The sequence below is a fragment of the Actinotalea subterranea genome (genome assembly GCF_008364845.1).
GTDB classification, from domain to species: Bacteria; Actinomycetota; Actinomycetes; order Actinomycetales; family Cellulomonadaceae; genus Actinotalea; species Actinotalea subterranea.
The window spans coordinates 189,533-203,309 of record NZ_VTTP01000005.1; the positions used below are offsets into that span (position 1 = coordinate 189,533).

Below are 13,777 nucleotides of genomic sequence, written 5' to 3' on the forward strand. Positions count from 1 at the left end.
GCACGGGAGACTGGGCACGTGCCCCAGAGCAGAACCGACCGCCCCACCACGCCCGCGCCCGGCCCGCTCCCCGCCGCAGGTCTGCCCGCACCTGCGGACCCGCCCGCCGGACCGGATGCCGCCGGGCCGGATGCCGCCGGGCCGGACGCCCCCGTCGCCGACCTGCGCGCTGAGGACCTCGCCGCCGGGCTCCAGCTCGTCGCGCTCGACATGGACGGCACGCTCCTGGACCAGGACCACCGCATGGACCCGGGCTTCTGGGCCGTCGCCGACGCCCTCGAGGCCCGCGGCGTGGTCCTCTGCGCGGCGAGCGGCCGCCAGCTCGCCACGCTCGAGTCGATGTTCGGCGACCGCGCGCAGCGCATGGTCCTCATCGCGGAGAACGGCGCGCACGTGGTGCACCACGGCCGGCCGGTCAGCACGAGCGTCGTCGCCCCCGCCGCGGTCGACGCCGCGGTCCGGACCGTGCGTCGGCTCGCCGCAGGTGGCGAGCGCGTCGGAGCCGTCGTGTCAGGAACACGCTCCGCCTACGTCGAGCGGGAGGACGACGCGTTCCTCACCGGCGTCGCGCGCTACTACGCCCGGCTCGAGCGGGTCGCGGACCTGCTCGCCGTCGACGACGACGTGCTCAAGGTCGCGGTGCACGACGTCGGGCCCGTCGCCGAGAGCGTCTACCCGGAGCTGGCGCCGCTGTCCGCGACGCACACCGTCGTGCTCTCGGGCGAGCACTGGGTCGACGTCATGGCGAGCGGCACGGACAAGGGCGTCGCGCTGACCCGCGTGCAGGAGGCGCTCGGCATCACGCGCGAGCGCACCGCCGCGTTCGGCGACCACCTCAACGACCTCGAGATGCTCGACGCCGCCGGCCTCTCGTTCGCGATGGCCAACGCCCACCCCGACGTCCGCGCGAGGGCCCGCTACCTCGCGCCCTCGAACCGCGAGCGCGGCGTTACCCGCACGCTCGCTGCGCTCCTCGACCTGCTCCCCTGAGCCTGCCGGTCAGCGGTTGTCGAGCATCGTCAGCATGAGGGTCGACGCCTCGACCGCGTCCACGGCGTGCGCCATGCGCGTGGGCAGGTGCACGAGGCCGCCGGGCACCAGGTCGACGGTCCGGCCGTCGGCCGTGATCCGCAGGTGACCGGCCAGGACCTGGAGCAGCACCGGCATCGCCGCCGTGTGCTCCGTCAGCACCTGCCCCTGGTCGAAGGCGAAGACGACCACGCGCACGCCCTCCGCCTTGAGGACCGTGCGTGACACGGTCGACTCCTCCTGCACCGCGACCATCGCGGCGACGTCGGGCAGGTCACGCATCGTCGGCTCGTCCATGGGCCGAGCCTCTCGCGTCGAGCGCCGCCTGGAAAGCGCGCAGCGCCGTGTCGCCGAAGAGCACCAAGCGCACGACGCCGACGCCCGCGTCCGGGTGGTCGGCCGCCCATCGCCGCACGGCGTCGACCGCGACCTGCGCGACGACGTCCACGTCCCACCCGTAGACGCCCGCGCTCACGGCGGGGAACGCGACGCTGCCGGCTCCGAGCTCCTGCGCGACGTCCAGCGAGCGGGTGAAGCATGACGCCAGGAGCGCGGGGTCCGTCTCGCCCGCGTGCCGGTTGGGACCCACCGTGTGGACCACCCACCGGCAGGGCAGACGCCCGGCCGACGTCGCGACGGCCTGGCCCACCGGCAGGCCGTCGGGCAGCCGGGTGCGCCGCAGCTCGCTGCACTCGCGCAGCAGCTCGGGGCCCGCGGCCGCGTGGATCGCGCCGTCCACCCCACCGCCGCCGAGCAGCGACGAGTTCGCCGCGTTGACGATCGCGTCCACGCGCTGCTGCGTGAGGTCACCCGGAACCGCCTCGAGCCTCATCGCCCCGCCCTCCCGCATCCGTCCGCTCCCGTCCGACCCGCCCTGCGCCCGGTCCGCTGCGCGCCCGCGCACGCCGCACGGCGGGCCGCCTCGCCATCCTGCCCCGGGGTCGGCCAGCGCCGCGAGGCGTGCGGTCCTAGGCTGGGATCGGAACGTTCCGACCGAAGGAGTTCACCATGCGTCAACGTCAGATCGGCGACCGCACCGTCAGCGCGATCGGGCTCGGCGGCATGCCGATGTCCATCGAGGGCCGTCCCGACCAGGCACGGTCGATCGCGACCATCCACGCCGCGCTCGACGCGGGTGTGACCCTCATCGACACCGCCGACTCCTACCACCTGGACCCGACCGACGTCGGGCACAACGAGCTGCTCATCGCCAAGGCGCTGCGCCTCGCCGGCGCCGGGCCGGACGACGTCCTCGTGGCGACCAAGGGCGGGCACCGCAGGCCCGGCGACGGCAGCTGGTACGTGCAGGGTGACGCCGCCTACCTGAAGAAGGCGTGCGAGGCGTCGCTCCAGCGGCTCGACGTCGAGGCCATCGGGCTCTACCAGTTCCACCGGCCCGACCCGGCGATCCCGTACGAGGAGTCCTTGGGCGCCGTCCGGGACCTCCTCGACGAGGGCAAGATCCTCATGGCCGGAATCTCGAACGCCGACCCCGAGCAGATCCGCCTCGCCCAGGAGATCCTCGGCGGCCGCCTCGTGTCGGTGCAGAACCAGTTCTCGCCGTCGTTCCGCAGCAGCGAGCCCGAGCTCGAGGTGTGCGCGGAGCTCGGCATCGCGTTCCTGCCGTGGAGCCCGCTCGGCGGCATCAGCAGGGCCGGCGACCTGGGCTCGAGCCACACGGCGTTCGCCGAGATCGCGCGGGAGCGCGGCGTGAGCCCGCAGCAGGTGTGCCTCGCCTGGGAGCTCGCCAAGGCGCCCGTCGTCGTCCCGATCCCGGGCTCGAGCCGGCCCGAGAGCATCCGCGACTCCGCGCTCGCCGCCGAGCTCGACCTGACCCCCGAGGAGATCGCCCGCCTCGAGGCGTGAGGGCGCGAGGAGGCGCCGGGCCCCGCTCGGCGCCTCCTCCCCGCTCGGCACGTCACCCGCTCGGTACACCGTGCCGCGCGGGCGTCAGCTCCCGATGCGGGGGAAGGGCCGCAGCGAGAACACGACCTCGAGCGGCACCTCGAAGTACTCGGCGATCCGCAGCGCGAGGTAGAGGCTCGGGCTGTACTCGCCCCGTTCGAGGTACCCGATGGTCTGGTAGTGCACCTCGAGTGCGTCCGCGAGCTGCCGGCGGGAGATGCCCCGCTCGGTGCGCAGCACGGCGATCCTGTTGTGGACCGGCTCCGCCGGGGTCCCGCTCCGCTCAGCCAAGCCGCTGCATCCGTTCCTGCCGGCGGGCCTCGACCGCCGAGCCCGACTCCCGGCGGGCCATCCTACGGAGCACGCGGGGCGCGAGGAGCAGGCCGACCACGCTCCACGCGAGGAGCACCACGACGGCCATGGGCGTGTGCCACGTCCCGCCGAGCTCGATCGCCTTGGCGCCGTCGGGCAGGAACGCCCACCGCATGGCCGTGCCGAGCCAGTACGTCGGGAACACCTGCACGACGCCCTGGACCCAGCCGGGGTGGTTCGTCACGGGTCCGAAGATCCCGGAGAAGAGCGTCAGCCCGATGACGGGGAACATGCCCCACGTCGAGACGTGCGAGGGCTTGCGGGCGAGCGACCCGATGATCAGGCCGATCGGCATGCTCGCGGTGAAGCCCAGCAGGATGAGGACGACGAGCATGAACCACCCGAAGGCGCCCTGGTACATGACGCCGTCGAGCACGAGCGCGCACGGCAGCAGGAGCACCGCGAGCATGGGCACCACGCCGAGGACCTGGAGCACCACCTGACCGGCGACGTAGCCGCTCATCCCGTGGGGTGCGGCCTTGGCGCGCAGGAGCGTCCCGTCCTCACGCTCGATGACGAGGGAGAAGGCCGGGCCCACGGTGGCCCCGAACACCGTCATCGCGGCGATGAGCCCGGGGAGCGCCACGGTCGGGAAGGCCAGCCCGGTGCCCTCGACGACGACGTTGCGGTTCAGGAGCAGGTAGGCCACGGTGCCGCCGCCCCACATCAGGTAGAAGGCGAGGTCCTCGGGGTTGCGCAGGCTGATCAGGAACTCCGTCCAGCCCCGGCGCAGGCCCACCCGGATCGCGTGGCTGCGCGCGTTCATCGCACTCCCTCCGTCTCGGCCGCGCTGCGGGTCCGCGCGGCACCGTGCTCGGTGCGGTGGACCAGCGCCATGTAGGTGTCCTCGAGCGTGGTGCGGCGGACCTCGAGGTCGGTGAGCTCGTCGCCGTACTGGGCGAACAGGCTGCGGACGTACGCGGTGGCGTCGTCGGCCGCGTGCACGTACTGCTGGCCGCCGACGCTCCACGTGACCTGCGCCTTGCCCGACGCCGCACGGGCGAGGGCTGCCGCGCTGCCGTCGGCCACGATGCGCCCGTCCGCCAGGATCAGGATGCGGTCGGCGAGCTTCTCGGCCTCGTCCAGGTCGTGCGTGGTGAGCACGATCGTCGTGTCCTCGAGGTCGACGAGCGCGTGGACGATGTCGTGGAACTCGCGGCGCGCCTCGGGGTCGAAGCCCGCGGTCGGCTCGTCGAGGAACAGGACCTCGGGCCGCCCGACGATGCCGATGGCGACGTCGAGCCTGCGCCGCTGGCCGCCGGAGAGCCGGGAGACGCGCTGGTCGGCCGCCTCGGCGAGCCCGACGGTCGCGAGCAGCTCGTCGACCTGGCGTGGGCGCGGGCGGCTCGGGGTGCCGTAGGGCTCGTAGTAGGCGCCGAGGTGCGCGAGCAGGTCCCGCACCCGCCACTTGCCGTGGTCGCGCCAGCTCTGCAGGACGATGCCGACGCCGGCCCGCCACTGCTCGGGCGCGCTGACCGGGTCCACGCCGAGCACCTGCACCTCGCCGCCGGACCGGTCGCGGAACCCCTCGAGGATCTCGATCGTGGTCGTCTTGCCCGCGCCGTTGGGCCCGAGGAGCGTGACGACCTCGCCGCGCAGCACCTCGAAGTCCACGCCGTCGAGGACGTCGTTCGTGCCGTACCGCATGCGCAGGTCGCGCACCGTGATGACTGCGTCGCCCATGGGTCCTCCCGTTGGCCGCGTCGACAAGATGTAGTACATCTACTACATCTCATAGTGTCAAGACCATGGCGCGGGAGACGCCGAGGATCGTAGGGCGACGCGCCTCGCGGGCGGCGCGCGCTCGGGGTCCGGGCGGCCGCGCGCCTCAGGCGTCCTACCGGCGTCGACCCGCCGCAGCGTCCGCACGTCGGCCCCGCACGGGCACGGCCGGCGACGCGCGGTCAGGCCTCGAGCAGGATCGTCACCGGGCCGTCGTTGACGAGCTCGACCGCCATGTCCGCGCCGAACACCCCCGTCTCGACCCGGTGGCCCCGCTCGCGCAGCGCCGCGACGACGGCCTCGACCCGGGGCTCGGCGACCGGGCGCGGAGCTGCGGCGTTCCACGTGGGCCGCCGGCCCTTGCGGGTGTCGGCGTAGAGCGTGAACTGGCTGACGACGAGGACCGGGGCCCCGGCGTCGAGCGCCGACTGCTCGTCGCGCAGGATGCGCAGCTCCGAGATCTTGCGTGCGATCAGCTCCGCCTGCGCGGGCCCGTCGTCGTGCGTGACGCCCACGAGAGCCACCAGCCCCGGCTCGTCGATGCGGCCGATGACCTCGCCGGCGACGGTGACCGACGCGCGCGTCACGCGCTGGACGACGGCCCTCACGGCTCCGCCGTCGCGAGCACCGCGCGGACCTCGCCGACGGGCTCGCCGTGGCCGAGCACGGGCGTGCGGCCGACCTCGCGCACCGCCGCGAGCACGTCGCGGTCGGCGACGCGGCCCGACGCACGGGCGCTGACGTCGAGGGCGACCCCGAGGGCCGCCGCCATGACGGCCGGGCGGGGACGCGCGCCGCCGTCGGCCACCTTGAACGCGAGAGCCGTCCCGTCGGGCAGGCCCGCCGCGTACACGCCCTCGGCCCCGTCCTTCGCGACCAGGCCGGGCGCGGCCTGCATGAAGCGTGTGACGTCCCGCTCCGGCCCGCCGACGAGCTCCGGGTGCGCGCTCATGGCTCGGGCGACGGCACGCAGGTGCCCGGCGTCCGGGCCCGCTGCGGCACCGTCGGTCCGGGCGACGCGGCCGAAGGCGCGGGCGAGGCCGCGCACCGTGGTCGACAGGAGCGGCGCGCCGCAGCCGTCGACGGTCACGTGGTGGACGGGCTCACCCGTGAGGTCGGCGACGGTCTGCCGGACGAGCCGCTGGAGGGGGTGGTCCGGGTCGCGGTACGTCGTCGGGTCCCACCCGGCCGCCACGCAGGTGGCGAGCATCGCCGCGTGCTTGCCCGAGCAGTTCTGCGTGACGGGCTCGGGGCCGCGGCCCGCGACGCGCCACGCGTGGGCCGCACCGGCGTCGAGCGGCAGGTCCGGCGTGTTCTGCAGGTCCCGCTCCGTCAGCCCCGCCGCCGCCAGGACGCGGCGTACGACGTCGAGGTGCGCCGGTGTCCCGGAGTGGCTCGCGCACGCGAGCGACAGACCGGCGTCGTCCAGCGACAGACCGGCGCGGAGCATCGCGACCGCCTGCACGGGCTTGAGCGAGGACCGTGGCCAGATCGTCGCGTCCGGGTCACCCACGGCGAGGCGCAGCTCACCGTCCGGACCGAGCACCACGAGGTGCCCCAGGTGCTCGGACTCGACGAGGTCCCCGCGCACCACCTGGGCGAGCAGGGCCGCAGGGCTCGGGAGGCTCACGACGCCGGCCCCGGCGGTCACCAGCCGCCCCGCGGCGGACCGCCCCTGCCCGGACGCCCGCCACGCCCGCCGGAGTAGGGGGTCACGGCAGGCTTCACGTCGACGAGGTACACGATCGCGGCGACCGCGCTGCCCAGCGCGAGGAACTGCAGCTCGCCGATGCCCACCGGCCACGGCACCGCGACGAACGCGACGGCCGTCGCGACCCCGAGCACCGCGAGCCAGAAGTTCTTGGTCCGCTTGCCCGCGGCCGGGAAGGCCTGCGCGGGCCGCCGGGCCGCGTCCACGAGCGCGACGACGGAGAACACCAGCACGAGGAGGTACAGCGCGAAGAACACGAGGGCCTGGGCGGTCATGAGGAACACGGAGCGAGCCTAGAGCGTGCCGCGCGCGCAGGCCCGGTGCGGGCCCGCCACGTCACATCTCGGGGAGCCCCGACCGCGCCTGCGCCGGGTCCACGCCCGAGGCCTCGAGGAGGTCCACGACGAGCGACCGCAGCATGAGCACGAGACCCTGGACGTGCCAGTCCGACGGTGCGACGCGCCACGGGTCCGCGCCCGCGGCGGCCGCCATGAGCCGCTCGCGCGCACGCACCGGCTCAGTACCCGCGGCGAACGCCACGCCGAGCTCCTCGGCGGCCACGACGAGCTCGTCGAGCAGGCCCGCGAGCGCCTCGACGTCGTGCCCCTCGCGCACGACGACCCGGGAGCGTCGCACGAGGACGCGCGCGTTGCGCATCGCGCGGTCCACGTGCACCGCGGCCGACTCGAGCCCCTGGAGCTCGCCCCGGTGACGCCTGAACTGCGGGGACACCCGCGCGGCCTCGCGGGCGCTCGCCGCGGTCGAGCGCCACTGGTCGAGCACGGGCTGCGAGGCACGGCCCCGCACGAGCGCCTCGTCGACGTCCTCCTCCGACGAGCCCACGAGGCCCCGGGAGAGGAACCGCAGCACGTCGGCGACCTCCGTGAGCCCCTCCTCGGCGAGCGACCGGATCCGACGCCGCGGGTCCTGCGGCGAGAGCGCCGCGACGAGCAGCGCCACGCCACCGCCGACGGCGGCGTCCGTCCAGCGCCCGAGCGGCGATCCCGCCTGGGCCGCGGGCAGCGCGACGATGACGATCGCCTGCACGCCCGCCTGCGTCGTCAGCAGCGTCCCCCGGTCGAGGAAGCGCGCGACGAGCGCGGCCACGACCAGCACCACGGCGATCTGGAGCGCACCCGTGCCGATCACGTGGACCAGGAGGTCCCCCAGGAGCACGCCCAGCGCGACCCCGATCGCGAGCTCGGCGACGCGCCGCGGCTGCCGGTCCGCGCTGAAGCCGAGCGCGACCCACGCGGAGACGGGGGCGAAGAACGGGTTCGCGTGGCCGAGGCCGTTGTGCGCGATCGCCCAGGCGATCCCGGCGGCGAGGCTCGCGAGGAGCACCGGCACCAGTGCGCGACGCACGCGCGCCCAGCCCTGACGCAGGCGGGAGCGCGCGACGACGCGGGCCGACCTCACGGCACGATCCGCGGCCCCAGGCCTCGGGCGACGGGCGGGCGCGGTGCCGGGCGGTCGACCGAGACGCCTTCGCCCGGGACGACGACCTCCTGCGACGCCGCCACGTCACCCCCGTCGCAGGCCACGAGCAGCTCCGCGGACGTGTCCAGGTTGCGCTTGACGAGCGCGAGCGCGACGGGGCCGAGCTCGTGGTGCCGCGCGACGCTCGTCACGGCCCCGACGGCGCGCCCGGCGAGGCTCACCTCGGCGCCCGGCTCGGGCAGGAGGTGGCCCGAGCCGTCCAGGTGGAGCATGACGACCCGGCGCGGCGGACGGCCGAGGTTGTGCACCCGGGCGATCGTCTCCTGGCCGCGGTAGCAGCCCTTGTTCAGGTGCACGGCGGTGCGCAGCCAGTCGAGCTCGTGCGGGATGGTGCGGTGGTCGACGTCCCTCGCCGCCCTCGGCCGCCACGCCGCGACGCGGGCCGCCTCGCTCGCCCACGTCCCAGCGAGCCGCCAGCCCGCCTGCTCACGTTCGGCGACGGCGTCGGCCAGGCCCGCGCGGGGCACGACCACCAGGCGCCACGGGCGCTCGAGCCCTGGGTGCTCCTCGTCGGCCGGCCCGTAGCGCGTGCCGCCCTCGAGCGTGCGGGGCCACGGGTCCCGCCACGTCACGGGCTCGCCCTCGCGGCCCTCGGCGTCGACGGGCTCGCCGATCACCGCCCAGTCGGCGGTGACGTCGGCGACCTCGACCCGGAGCATGAAGCGCATCGAGTCGAGCCACGCCGCGAGTGCCGGAGCCGTCTCGGTGAGCAGCCACGTCGTCGTGCCGTCGTCGACCACACCCGCGGCGTGCTCGACGTGCCCGTGCGGGCTCAGCACGAGCGTCTCCGTGGACGTGCGGGGGGCCAGCGTGGACAGCTCCTGCGAGGTGATCGAGTGCAGCCAGGTGAGCCGGTCCGGGCCCGTGACCGTCACGACGCCCGTGGCCGACAGGTCCACGACGGCGCCGCCCGCCGCGAGCGCGCGCTGCTCGGCCGTCGGGTCCCCGTAGTGCCACGCGACACCGGCGTCGGGCCCCGTGCCCTCGACGGCGCCGTGACGCCCCAGCAGCGGGCTCCTCACGCGTCGACCCGGCTCAGGCGCGCCGACGCGTAGGACTGCAGCGGCTCACCGAACGCCGCGAGGTCCCAGGTCCACATCAGCTCACCCTGCACGAGGCCGTACAGGCGCTTGCCCGCCGTCACCTCGGCGGCGTCGGGCGTGCGTGCGACGAGGTCGCTCACGAGGTCGATCCGGCCGTTGCCCACGGCGCCCGCGTACAGCGACAGGTGGCCGGCCGGGTCCACGAGGAGCAGGTCGACCGGGTGCCGGTCCGCCGGGAGCCCCTCGGGGCGGTCGGCCGGGACACGCCAGTAGCCGGACTCCCGCGCCCAGACGCGCGGCTCCTCCTCGTGCGTGCCGGCGGACGGGGCGAGCCACATCGTGCTCGTCCACGTGAGGTAGGGGCCGCCGTCGTGGTCGACGACGACCTCCTGGACCACTGCCGTCTCGGGCACGTTCGGGTAGACGACGACTCCCTCGCCGCGCCAGCGGCCCACGAGCCAGGCGAGCGGGTAGACCTCCGGGGCCAGGCCCTCGGGCAGCGTGAACGCCACGGTCAGCGCTGACCCTTGTAGAGCTTGTAGACCACGTAGAAGGCGAACCAGCCGATGCTGAGCGACGCTGCTACCAGCAGTCCGATGAAGAACATCTCCAGGGCGACCATGAGGCGATCCTACGGCGCGGCCCGCCTAGGCTCCCGTCATGGCCACGACCCCGCCGCCCACCCGCTCCCTCGTCGTCAAGTGCACGTGGGGCGCCGACCGGCCCGAGGCCTGCCACCAGGCCCTCAACGTCGCGGCGTCGGCTGTCGCCGCCGGTGCCCACGTCTCCCTGTGGCTCGCCGGTGAGGGCTCCTGGCTCGCCGTGCCCGGCCGGGCCGCCGAGGTGCTCGTCGAGCACGGCGCACCGCTCGCGGACCTGCTCGACGTCGTCCTCGCCGAAGGCAGCGTGACGCTGTGCACGCAGTGCGCGGTGCGGCGGGGGCTCACCCAGGACGACCTGCTCGACGGGGTCCGGGTCGCGGGCGCCGCCGCGTTCACCGAGGAGGTCCTGGCGCCCGGCGCGCAGGCCCTCGTGTACTGATCCCGCCCACCGGCACCGGCGCGGCGCCGACCCCGCCGTGCCCAGCCGACCAGCCGACCAGCCGATCAGCCGATGAGGACGCGGCCCACGACGTAGACGAGGATGCCGCTCACGGACACGGGCAGCACGATGGCCGCACCCGCGGCCCACCGGCGACGCAGGGTCGGCAGCCGGTCGAAGAGCACGTGCAGCGCGGCGATGAGGATGCCCGTCGCGAGCCCCAGGAACGCGCCCGCGATCGCCTCCGTCTGCGGCATGACGGCACTGGCACCGCCTCCCGCGATGACCGCGGCGACAGTCGTGACCGTCGCGCCCGTCCAGCCGCCGAGGGGCACGGCCGAGACCGCCGCCGCGACGGCGAGCGCGAATGCGCCGCTGACCACGAGCGAGGTGCCGCCCGGGGCGCGCACGGCCGCGACCCAGCCCGCCGCAGCGGTCGCGACGAGGACACCGGTGACCGTGCCCGTCACCGACTCCACGAGGCGCAACCGGCCGTCCTGCCGCGCGAGCTCGTTGACGAACGCCAGCAGGATCGCGAGGGCGACGACGACGGGCAGCTCCCGCAGGAACGGCGTCCCCCGGGTCGCGGTCACCGCGATCACGGCGCCGGCGCCGCCCAGCGCGACGACGACGCTCGTGCCGAGGCGCGCGGGCAGGTCGAGGAGGCCCGGCCAGCCTGCGGCCAGCAGCACCGCGAGGAGCCCGGCCACGATCACGAGCGGGACCTCGCCCATGACGCCGGCGCCCGCGACGAGCGCGGCGAGCACCGCGGTGAGCACCGCGCGGGTCGAGACGTCCATCAGCGCACCCGGGTGCCGACGACGGCGGCCAGGACATGGAGGTGGGCGAGCACGCCCCAGAGTCTCGCAGATCGATGCGTGGCACCGTGCCCACGGGCCCGGCGGTACGGTGATGCCACCTCGTCACCCAGGAGGCACGACCGATGGCAGACCTCTTGCTGCTGACACCCTCGGCCGGCGGTTCGGCCCAGGTGCTGCCGGCACTCGGTCTGCTCGCGCACCGGGTCCGGGTCCTGCCCGTCGAGCCCTCGGCGCTGCTGGACGCGCCCGACTCGGACGTCCTCCTGCTCGACGCGCGTCGGGACCTCGCGACGGCCCGTTCGACGTGCCGGCTCCTGCGCGCCACGGGGCTCACCGTGCCGCTCGTGCTCATCCTCACCGAGGGCGGCCTCACGGTCGTCACCGGCGAGTGGGGCGCGTCCGACATCCTGCTCGAGGACGCCTCGCCCGCCGAGGTCGAGGCCCGGCTGCGGCTCGTCATCGAACGCTTCGCCGCGGACAACCCGGACGACGACCTCGAGGAGATCTCCTCTGGGGACCTGACCATCGACGCGGGCGGCTACACGGCACGCGTGCGGGGCCGTCCGCTCGACCTGACCTACAAGGAGTTCGAGCTCCTCAAGTACCTCGCGCAGCACCCGGGCCGGGTGTTCACCCGTGCCCAGCTCCTCCAGGAGGTGTGGGGCTACGACTACTTCGGTGGCACCCGCACCGTCGACGTGCACGTCCGGCGCCTGCGCGCGAAGCTCGGGCCCGAGCACGAGCAGCTCATCGGGACCGTCCGCAACGTCGGCTACCGGTTCGACCCGCCGCGCGACCGCCGTGCCGCCGAGGTCGCCGAGGCGAGCGGGGACCGCGGCCGGCCGGCCGCCGACGACGCCGAGGTCGGCGCAGCCGAGGAGGCACCGCCCACCACGGAGGCGCCGGGACGTTCACTCGCCGGCTGACGGACGGTAGGTTCGACCGGTGACCGACTCGTCCGCCGTGCTGCTCGACGGGCCGTGGCGTCATCTGTTCGTCGCGGCGAACGCCGCCCGTTTCCACGTCGCCGAGGCCGGCCCGGACGGTGACGACGGTGGCACCGCGCCGCTCGTCGTCCTCCTGCACGGCTTCCCCGAGATGTGGTGGGCCTGGCGCCACCAGATCCCCGCGCTCGCGGCGGCCGGCTACCGGGTCGCGGCCATGGACCTGCGCGGGACGGGCGCCTCAGACAAGCCGCCGCACGGGTACGACGTGCCGACGCTCGCCCGCGACGTCGCCGGGGTCATCCGGTCGCTCGGCGCCCAGGAGGCCTTCGTCGTCGGTCACGGGACCGGGGGTGCGGTCGCGTGGTCCATGCCCGGCCTCCAGCCGGGCGTCGCCCGCGGCGTCGCCGCGCTGTCCGCGCCCCACCCGGTGCGGATGCGCAACGGCGCCGTGCTCAGCAGGGTCCTCGGCCGCAGCGCGACGCGCCGGCTCGCCTTCTTCCAGCTCCCGTTCTTCCCCGAGCACCGCATGACCCGGGGCGACCTGGCCACGCGCGTCCTGCACGACTGGGGTGCGCCCGGGTGGTTGCCCGCCGACGTCGCCGCCACGTACCGCATGGCCGCGCGCATCCCCTTCGCGGCGCACAGCGCGATGGAGACGCTGCGGTGGATGGTCCGCTCGACCCCGCGCATCGACGGCCAGCGCTACCTCGCCGCGGTGCGCGAGCCGATCACGGTCCCCGTGCTCCAGCTGCACGGCACGGCCGACAGGTGCGTCCCCGCTTCGGTGGCGCGGGGCGGCACGGGCGCGCCCTACCGGTTCGAGCTCGTGCCGGGGGCCGGGCACTTCCTTCCCGAGGAGGCGCCCGAGCGCACGACGGCGCTGCTGCTGGAGTGGCTCGACTCAGTCCGCTGAGGTGGCCGGCCCTGCCTTGACCAGGGCGGCCGCTGCCGTCGGCTCCGTCTCCCCGATGCCGTACGACGGGCACAGTCGCGCGACGGGGCACGCCCCGCACGCCGGGCGCCTGGCGTGGCACGTGCGCCGCCCGTGGAAGATCAGGCGGTGCGAGAACATGGTCCACTCGCGCTTCTCGATCAGCAGGCACAGCTCGGCCTCGACCTTGACGGGGTCCTCGAGCTCGGTGAGGCCCAGGCGCCGCGCGACGCGGCCCACGTGGGTGTCGACCGGCAGGCCGGGGACCCCGAACGCGTTGCCCAGCACCACGTTGGCCGTCTTGCGCCCGACGCCGGGCAGCGTCACCAGGTCGCTCAGGCGCGGGGGCACCTGGCCGTCGAACCGCTCGACGAGCGCGCGGCCCAACCCGATGAGCGAGGTCGCCTTGGCCCGGAAGAAGCCCGTCGAGCGGATGAGCTCCTCGAGCTCGGCCCTGTCCGCCGCGGCGTACGCCTCCGCGTCGGGGTAGCGCGCGAACAGCACGGGCGTGACGAGGTTGACCCGCACGTCGGTGGTCTGCGCGGACAGGATGGTCGCGACGAGCAGCTCGAGCGGTGCGCGGAAGTCGAGCTCGCACCGCGCGTCCGGGTACCGCTGGGCCAGCAGGCGGTCGATGCGCCGCGCGCGGCGGGTCCGACCGAGGGGCGTCTCCGCTGGCATGGTCCCAGCCTACGCACGGGCCCTGACACGACGGCGGGTCGCCGCACGCGGCCGCGGGAGCGGTCCCACGCCTG

General features: G+C 75.1%; 18 protein-coding genes. 5 read left to right on the forward strand and 13 right to left on the reverse strand.

Translation table 11 applies throughout. The features are described 5' to 3' along the window. Window positions 1-18 precede the first annotated feature (18 nt). The gene (locus FZ988_RS11070; protein WP_246169440.1) at window positions 19-990 is read left to right on the forward strand and encodes a Cof-type HAD-IIB family hydrolase; all 972 of its coding nucleotides are present in this window, start codon (window positions 19-21) and stop codon (window positions 988-990) included. Between the two features lie 9 nt (window positions 991-999). Here the strand turns inward: FZ988_RS11070 and FZ988_RS11075 are convergent, their stop codons facing one another. Next, entirely contained in the window at window positions 1,000-1,326 is a 327-nt protein-coding gene (locus FZ988_RS11075) for a cupin domain-containing protein (protein WP_149204081.1), read from the reverse strand. Next, window positions 1,304-1,861, reverse strand: coding sequence for an O-acetyl-ADP-ribose deacetylase (locus tag FZ988_RS11080; RefSeq protein WP_149204082.1), 558 nt, complete (start codon window positions 1,859-1,861; stop codon window positions 1,304-1,306). The genes FZ988_RS11075 and FZ988_RS11080 overlap by 23 nt, the downstream gene beginning before the upstream one ends. A 176-nt stretch (window positions 1,862-2,037) precedes the next feature. On the opposite strand from FZ988_RS11080, the gene FZ988_RS11085 reads away from it, so the two are divergent. Then, entirely contained in the window at window positions 2,038-2,895 is an 858-nt protein-coding gene (locus FZ988_RS11085) for an aldo/keto reductase (RefSeq protein ID WP_149204083.1), read from the forward strand. An 84-nt stretch (window positions 2,896-2,979) separates the two neighbouring features. Here the strand turns inward: FZ988_RS11085 and FZ988_RS11090 are convergent, their stop codons facing one another. The 9 genes from FZ988_RS11090 to FZ988_RS11130 all read right to left on the reverse strand — a co-directional run bounded on the left by FZ988_RS11090 (window position 2,980) and on the right by FZ988_RS11130 (window position 9,794). Then, the gene (locus FZ988_RS11090; RefSeq protein WP_149204084.1) at window positions 2,980-3,225 is read right to left on the reverse strand and encodes a helix-turn-helix transcriptional regulator; all 246 of its coding nucleotides are present in this window, start codon (window positions 3,223-3,225) and stop codon (window positions 2,980-2,982) included. Continuing rightward, window positions 3,218-4,072 (reverse strand): ABC transporter permease, encoded by an 855-nt coding sequence (locus FZ988_RS11095; RefSeq protein WP_149204085.1) that lies wholly within the window; start codon window positions 4,070-4,072, stop codon window positions 3,218-3,220. Before FZ988_RS11095 ends, FZ988_RS11090 begins: the two co-directional genes overlap by 8 nt. Then, complete coding sequence (locus FZ988_RS11100; RefSeq protein ID WP_223145111.1) at window positions 4,069-4,989, reverse strand: ABC transporter ATP-binding protein; 921 nt, start codon at window positions 4,987-4,989, stop codon at window positions 4,069-4,071. The genes FZ988_RS11095 and FZ988_RS11100 overlap by 4 nt, the downstream gene beginning before the upstream one ends. Before the next feature lie 221 nt (window positions 4,990-5,210). Further along, window positions 5,211-5,636 (reverse strand): D-aminoacyl-tRNA deacylase, encoded by a 426-nt coding sequence (gene dtd / locus FZ988_RS11105; RefSeq protein ID WP_149204086.1) that lies wholly within the window; start codon window positions 5,634-5,636, stop codon window positions 5,211-5,213. After that, window positions 5,633-6,679: an asparaginase gene (locus tag FZ988_RS11110; protein ID WP_246169441.1), complete on the reverse strand. Its 1,047-nt coding sequence runs from the start codon at window positions 6,677-6,679 to the stop codon at window positions 5,633-5,635. The genes dtd and FZ988_RS11110 overlap by 4 nt, the downstream gene beginning before the upstream one ends. Beyond that, entirely contained in the window at window positions 6,676-7,014 is a 339-nt protein-coding gene (locus FZ988_RS11115; RefSeq protein WP_149204167.1) for a DUF2516 family protein, read from the reverse strand. The genes FZ988_RS11110 and FZ988_RS11115 overlap by 4 nt, the downstream gene beginning before the upstream one ends. A gap of 61 nt (window positions 7,015-7,075) precedes the next feature. Then, complete coding sequence (locus FZ988_RS11120) at window positions 7,076-8,158, reverse strand: FUSC family protein (RefSeq protein ID WP_149204087.1); 1,083 nt, start codon at window positions 8,156-8,158, stop codon at window positions 7,076-7,078. Continuing rightward, on the reverse strand, window positions 8,155-9,261 hold the full coding sequence (gene ygfZ / locus FZ988_RS11125) for a CAF17-like 4Fe-4S cluster assembly/insertion protein YgfZ (protein ID WP_149204088.1): 1,107 nt from the start codon (window positions 9,259-9,261) through the stop codon (window positions 8,155-8,157). The genes FZ988_RS11120 and ygfZ overlap by 4 nt, the downstream gene beginning before the upstream one ends. Further along, a complete protein-coding gene (locus tag FZ988_RS11130) occupies window positions 9,258-9,794 on the reverse strand; it encodes a heme-binding beta-barrel domain-containing protein (RefSeq protein ID WP_149204089.1) in 537 nt (178 codons plus the stop codon). The genes ygfZ and FZ988_RS11130 overlap by 4 nt, the downstream gene beginning before the upstream one ends. A 148-nt stretch (window positions 9,795-9,942) precedes the next feature. On the opposite strand from FZ988_RS11130, the gene FZ988_RS11135 reads away from it, so the two are divergent. Next, entirely contained in the window at window positions 9,943-10,323 is a 381-nt protein-coding gene (locus FZ988_RS11135; protein WP_149204090.1) for a DsrE family protein, read from the forward strand. Between the two features lie 65 nt (window positions 10,324-10,388). Here FZ988_RS11135 and FZ988_RS11140 read toward each other — a convergent pair whose 3' ends face one another. Further along, window positions 10,389-11,123, reverse strand: coding sequence for a hypothetical protein (locus FZ988_RS11140; RefSeq protein ID WP_149204091.1), 735 nt, complete (start codon window positions 11,121-11,123; stop codon window positions 10,389-10,391). Between the two features lie 143 nt (window positions 11,124-11,266). On the opposite strand from FZ988_RS11140, the gene FZ988_RS11145 reads away from it, so the two are divergent. Together FZ988_RS11145 and FZ988_RS11150 are read left to right on the forward strand one after the other, a co-directional pair. Beyond that, entirely contained in the window at window positions 11,267-12,070 is an 804-nt protein-coding gene (locus FZ988_RS11145) for a response regulator transcription factor (protein ID WP_149204092.1), read from the forward strand. A gap of 19 nt (window positions 12,071-12,089) precedes the next feature. After that, on the forward strand, window positions 12,090-13,004 hold the full coding sequence (locus FZ988_RS11150) for an alpha/beta fold hydrolase (protein WP_149204093.1): 915 nt from the start codon (window positions 12,090-12,092) through the stop codon (window positions 13,002-13,004). Here FZ988_RS11150 and nth read toward each other — a convergent pair. Then, window positions 12,993-13,703, reverse strand: coding sequence for an endonuclease III (nth, locus tag FZ988_RS11155; RefSeq protein ID WP_149204094.1), 711 nt, complete (start codon window positions 13,701-13,703; stop codon window positions 12,993-12,995). The two genes, FZ988_RS11150 and nth, sit on opposite strands and share 12 nt — an antisense overlap. Window positions 13,704-13,777 lie beyond the last annotated feature (74 nt).

Coding starts and splice junctions, on each gene's coding strand:
- FZ988_RS11075 (WP_149204081.1), bottom strand. CDS start 1,326: ATGGACGAGCCGACGATGCGTGACCTGCCCGACGTCGCCGCGATGGTC.
- FZ988_RS11080 (WP_149204082.1), bottom strand. CDS start 1,861: ATGAGGCTCGAGGCGGTTCCGGGTGACCTCACGCAGCAGCGCGTGGAC.
- FZ988_RS11085 (WP_149204083.1), top strand. CDS start 2,038: ATGCGTCAACGTCAGATCGGCGACCGCACCGTCAGCGCGATCGGGCTC.
- FZ988_RS11095 (WP_149204085.1), bottom strand. CDS start 4,072: ATGAACGCGCGCAGCCACGCGATCCGGGTGGGCCTGCGCCGGGGCTGG.
- FZ988_RS11100 (WP_223145111.1), bottom strand. CDS start 4,989: ATGGGCGACGCAGTCATCACGGTGCGCGACCTGCGCATGCGGTACGGC.
- FZ988_RS11115 (WP_149204167.1), bottom strand. CDS start 7,014: ATGACCGCCCAGGCCCTCGTGTTCTTCGCGCTGTACCTCCTCGTGCTG.
- FZ988_RS11135 (WP_149204090.1), top strand. CDS start 9,943: ATGGCCACGACCCCGCCGCCCACCCGCTCCCTCGTCGTCAAGTGCACG.
- FZ988_RS11140 (WP_149204091.1), bottom strand. CDS start 11,123: ATGGACGTCTCGACCCGCGCGGTGCTCACCGCGGTGCTCGCCGCGCTC.
- FZ988_RS11145 (WP_149204092.1), top strand. CDS start 11,267: ATGGCAGACCTCTTGCTGCTGACACCCTCGGCCGGCGGTTCGGCCCAG.
- nth (WP_149204094.1), bottom strand. CDS start 13,703: ATGCCAGCGGAGACGCCCCTCGGTCGGACCCGCCGCGCGCGGCGCATC.